The following is a 5,568-nucleotide window of genomic DNA, read 5'->3' as shown; positions in this document are numbered from 1 at the left end:
CACGGCTGATGGAGCAGCCCGAAGTGCGCGAGGCGGTGGTGCTGGCGGTGGAGCTGGCCGGCAGCCTGCAACTGGTGGGCTATGTGGTACCGAGCGAGGCAGGCACCGATGAGCAGGCCCTGCGCGACATCGTCAAGGCCCGCCTCAAGGCAAACCTGCCGGAGTACATGATCCCGGCCCATTGGGTGGCGCTTGCGCAAATGCCCCTGAGCCCCAACGGCAAGCTCGAACGCCGTGCCTTGCCAGCTCCCGAAAGTGGTGCGGGCCGTGGCCAGTATCGCGCCCCGGTGACCGACCTGGAGCAGCGCCTGGCGGCGATCTGGCAGGAGGTGCTGCAGGTCGAGCGCATCGGCCTGGATGACGACTTCTTCGAACTGGGCGGCCATTCGCTGCAACTTGTGATGGTGCAGACCCGCCTGCGCACGCAGTTGGGCATCGATTTGCCGCTCAAGGATTTCCATGGCCTGCGGCAACTGTCCGCACTGGCCACTCATGTCGGCGAACAGCACGGCAAGCAAGATTCGGGGCTGAAGCTCGATCTGATTTTCGGCGCCCTCGATGAACTGGAGGAACACAATGCTTGATCAACAGCACGCGCGCACCCGGGAAATGGTCGAGCGTATCCGCGGCCTGGGCAGCGACAAACGCATGCAGCTGTTCGCCAAGTTGCGCCAGGCCGGCGTGCGGGTCGAGCGGCTGCCGATCGTGCCGGCGCTGGCCGATGATGCTCAGGTGCTGTCGTTCGCCCAGCAGCGCCAGTGGTTCCTCTGGCAGCTCGAGCCTCAGGGCAGTGGCTACAATATCGCTTCGGCACTGCGCCTGCGCGGCCGGCTCGACCAGGCGGCGCTGGAGGCGGCCTTCGCCGGCCTGGTGCAGCGCCATGCCAGCCTGCGCACGGTGTTCGTGCAACATGGCGATACGGTGCGCCAGCAAGTGCGCGAGCAATTGAGCGGCTACTTCACTGTGCAGCCGCTGGTTGCCGACGGCGAGGCGCTGCTGGCCCACGTGCGTGAAGAGGTGCAGCGGCCGTTCGACCTGCGCGGTGACGCATTGCTGCGGGTTCGCTTGCTGCGCCTGGCCGACGATGACCAGGTGCTGGTGCTGACCCTACAGCACATCATCGCCGATGCCTGGTCGATGAACCTGCTGGTGGAAGAGTTGTTCCAGCGCTACGCCGCCGGCTGCGAAGGGCGCGAACTGACGCTTGCGCAGCCGCCCATCAGCTACGGCGATTTCGCAGCCTGGCAGCGGCAATGGCTGGCCAGCGGCGAGGGCGAGCGCCAACTGGCGTACTGGGTCGACCAGCTCGGCGGCGAGCAGCCGGTGCTGGAGCTGCCCTGCGATCGGGCGCGCCCGGCGCTGCAGAGCTTCCGTGGTGCACGCTTGGACTTTGCCTTGCCGGCGCCGCTGCATGCGGCTCTCAAGGCCCAGGCCCAGGCCGAAGGGGCGACCCTGTTCACCTTGCTGCTGTGCGCCTGGCAGGTGCTGTTGCATCGCTACACCGGCCAGGCCGACATCCGCGTCGGGGTACCGGTGGCCAACCGCGGCCGCGAAGAAACCGAAGGGCTGGTGGGCTTTTTCGTCAACACCCAGGTGCTGCGCGCCCAGGTCGACGGGCTGGCCAGCTTCCGTCAGTTGCTCGCCCAGGTGCGCGACACCGTGCAACAAGCCCAGGACCACCAGGACCTGCCGTTCGAGCAACTGGTCGAGGCCTTGCAGCCCGAGCGTAGCCTTAGCGTCAACCCGCTGTTCCAGGTGATGTTCAACCACCAGGTCAGTGCCCACGCCAGCAACCTGCAATTGCCGGGGTTAGTGCTGCAGGAAGTAGACTGGGCCGCCCAGCAGACCCACTTCGACCTCACCCTCAATACCACCGAACAGCACGACGGTGTGCGCGCCGCGCTGGTGTACGCCACCGACCTGTTCGACGAGGCGCGCATGGCGCGCCTGGCCGCCGATTGGCAGCGCCTGCTCGAAGCCGTGGTGGCCCAGCCTGACCAGGCAGTGGCGCACCTGCCATTGCTGGCCGACCAGCAGCAGGCACGTTTTGCCCAATGGAACATACTGGCGCCGGCCTATGAGGGTGATTTGGTGCACCAGCGCATCGCCGAGTGGGCGGCGCGCACGCCCGAAGCCGTGGCGCTGATCTGTGGCGAGCGACAGCTGAATTTTGCCGAGCTGGAAAGCCGGACCAACCGCCTGGCCCATGCGCTGGTCGCCCATGGCATCGGCCCCGAGTCGCGGGTGGCGGTGTTGCTCGAGCGTGGCATCGAGCTGCCGGTGGCCTTGCTGGCCGTGCTCAAGGCCGGCGCCGCCTATGTACCGCTGGACCCGGACTACCCACGCCAGCGCCTGGAGTACCTGCTGGACGACTGCGCCATGGGCGTGCTGCTGACCCAGGCCAGCCTGGTCGACGTACTGCCCGGGCACCTCGCTGCGCAGGCGCTGCTGCTGGACCGCCTGGACCTGGCCGGCTACCCGGAGCACCCGCCCCAGGCGGCATTGGCTGGCGATAACCTGGCCTATGTGATCTACACCTCCGGCTCCACCGGCCAGCCCAAGGGCGTCGGCGTGACCCACCGGCCGCTGGCCATGCATTGCCAGGCCATCGGCGAGCGCTATGGCATGAGCCCGGTGGATTGCGAACTGCATTTCATGTCGTTCGCCTTCGACGGCGCCCACGAGCGCTGGCTGACCGCTTTGAGCCATGGCGCCCGCCTGCTGCTGCGTGACAACAGCCTGTGGACCCCGGCCCATACCTACGCGCAACTGCACCGGTACCAGGTGAGCGTGGCGGCGTTCCCGCCGGCCTACCTGCAACAGCTGGCCGAGCACGCCGAGCGCGACGGCAATCCGCCACCGGTGCGCGTGTATTGCTTCGGCGGTGACGCCGTACCCGAGGCCCTGTTCGAACTGGCCCGGCGCGCGCTACGCCCACAGTTCATCATCAACGGCTATGGCCCCACCGAGACCGTGGTCACGCCGCTGCTGTGGAAGGCCGACGCTGCCACCGCTTGCGGCGCGGCCTATGCACCGATTGGTGTGCGCGTGGGCAACCGCACCGCCCATGTACTCGACGCCAACCTGCAACAGGTGCCTTGCACCCATCCTGGCGAGCTGTACCTGGGCGGGGAGGGCGTCGCCCGTGGTTACCTAGGCCGCCCGGGGTTGACCGCCGAGCGTTTCGTACCCGACCCGTTCGGCGCCACCGGCGCACGCCTGTACCGCAGCGGTGACCGCGTCAGCCAGCGCGAAGACGGTGTGGTGGATTATCTGGGGCGTGTCGACCATCAGGTGAAGATCCGTGGTTTCCGCATCGAGCTGGGAGAGATCGAAAGCCGCCTGCTGGCCGCACCTGGCGTGCGCGAGGCGGTGGTGCTGGCGCGCTCGTTGGTGGCCGGCAACCAATTGGTGGCCTACCTGGTGCCCGCCGAGCCCGGCCTGGACGACCAGGGCAAGGCGCAATTGCGCGAGCAGCTCAAGGCCGAGCTCAAGCAGCACCTGGCATCGTACATGGTGCCGGCCCACTGGGTGTTCCTCGAGCGCTTGCCGCTGACGCCCAACGCCAAGGTCGACCGCAAGGCGCTGCCTGATCCTGTGCCCCATGAGCAGGCCCTGTACCTGGCACCGCAAACCGAACTGCAACAACAGCTGGCCGAGGTCTGGCAGCAGGTGCTGGGGGTGGCCCAGGTGGGCCTTGAGGACAACTTCTTCGAACTGGGCGGGCACTCGCTGCTGGCGACCCAGGTCACTGCCCAACTGCAGCTCAAGCTGGGTGCCAACGTGCCGCTGGAGCAGCTGTTCATGGCGGCGTCGTTGCGCGACTACGCCGAGGCGGTGCAGGCCTGCCTGGCCGATCAACCCGAGGATGACTTGAGCGACATGCATGACTTTCTTGCCGAACTGGAGGCTAACTGAACATGGCACAGATGGATAACACGTCGCTGGTCCAGCGTTTCATCAAGCTGCCACTGGCCCAGCGCCGGGCCTTCCTCGAAAAGCTCGCCGGCAAGGGCATGAGCCTGGCCAACCTGCCGCTGCCACCGTGCCGAGAGGGTTTTGAGACGTTGCCGCTGTCCTATGCCCAGCAGCGCCAGTGGTTCCTCTGGCACCTGGCGCCGGACAGCAGCGCCTACCACGTGCCCAGCGCCCTGCGCCTGGTTGGCGAGGTGGATACCCTGGCCCTGCGTCGCGCCCTTGAGCACTTGGCGGCACGCCATGAGGCGCTGCGTACCACCTTCGACGAAGACCAGGGCCAGGCCTGCCAGCGCATCCACGGCGCAGGTGAGCTCGGCCTGGACTTCCAGGTAGAAGTACTCGCTTCGCAGCCCGACGCGGCAGCTCTGCAAGTGCTGGTGGCGTCCGAGACCGAGCGCCTGTTCGACCTGCGCCAGGGGCCACTGTGGCGCGTCAGGCTGCTGACCCTGGCGCCCACCGAACACGTGCTGGTGCTGACCCTGCACCACATCGTCAGTGACGGCGCCTCGATGCAAGTGCTGGTGGACGAATTGGTGCGCCTCTACCAGGGCGAGCGTGCCGGCCAGCCCGCAGCGCTGGCGCCGTTGCCGGTGCAGTACGCCGACTACGCCATCTGGCAGCGCCAGTGGATGGAGGCCGGCGAGCGCGAGCGCCAGCTGGCGTACTGGGCCGCCCACCTGGGCGATGCGCCGTACCTGCTGGAGCTGCCTAGCGATCGCCCGCGCCCGCCTGAACAGAGCTACCGTGGTGCGCGCCTCGACCTGGTGCTGCCCCAGGATTTGGGGGCCGGGCTACAGCAATTGGCCCGGCAGCAGGGTGTGACACTGTTCATGCTGCTGCTGGCCAGCTTCCAGACCCTGCTGCACCGCTACAGCGGCCAGGCCCAGGTGCGCAGCGGCGTGCCGGTGGCCAACCGCAACCGCCCGGAAACCCGCGGGCTGATCGGTTTCTTCGTCAACACCCAGGTGATGAAGGCCGAGTTCAGCGACACCTTGCGTTTCGAGCAGTTGTTGGCCCAGGTCAAGGCCGACGCCCTGGCGGCCCAGGCGCACCAGGAACTGGCCTTCGAACACTTGGTCGAGGCGCTGCAACCGGAGCGCGACCTTAGCCACCACCCGCTGTTCCAGACGATGTTCAACCACCAGGCCCAAGGCCGTGCTGTGGCGCTGCAGGTGGACGGGTTGGCGATAGAGCCGCTGACCTGGCAGGGCAGCAGCGTGCAGTTCGACCTGATGCTCGATACGTTCGAAACCGGCGAAGGCCTGGCGGCCTCGTTCAAATATGCCACCGACCTGTTCGACGCCAGCACCATCGAACGCCTGGCCGGGCATTGGCAGCGTCTTCTCGAAGCCATCGTTTCCGACCCGGCGCAGTGCATCGGCGACCTAGCGATGCTGGACGATGAACAACGCCGGCAATTGGTCGAGGGCTTCAACGCCACGGCCACCGAGTACCCGTTGGATACCCCGGTGCAGCGCTTGATCGAGGCCCAGGTGCAACGCACTCCGGACGCCGAGGCGCTGGTATTCGGTGACCTGCGCCTGAGCTACGCCGAGCTCGATGCCCGCGCCAACCAGCTGGCCAACCGCC

3 protein-coding genes are annotated in these 5,568 nt (G+C 67.3%); all 3 read left to right on the top strand.

The window, feature by feature from the left end; all coding sequences use genetic code 11:
* Window positions 1–584 (top strand): phosphopantetheine-binding protein (locus ACYCCG_RS25935; RefSeq protein WP_459672306.1); only part of this gene is annotated, 584 nt, incomplete at its 5' end.
* Complete coding sequence (locus tag ACYCCG_RS25930; protein ID WP_459672303.1) at window positions 577–3,918, top strand: amino acid adenylation domain-containing protein; 3,342 nt, start codon at window positions 577–579, stop codon at window positions 3,916–3,918. The genes ACYCCG_RS25935 and ACYCCG_RS25930, both read left to right, overlap by 8 nt.
* A gap of 2 nt (window positions 3,919–3,920) precedes the next feature.
* Window positions 3,921–5,568 (top strand): condensation domain-containing protein (locus ACYCCG_RS25925; RefSeq protein ID WP_459672301.1); only part of this gene is annotated, 1,648 nt, incomplete at its 3' end.

This window comes from Pseudomonas sp. VEM90 (assembly GCF_054611535.1).
Note: the sequence above shows the minus strand (reverse complement) of the source record. Positions and strands in the feature narration are given on the sequence as shown.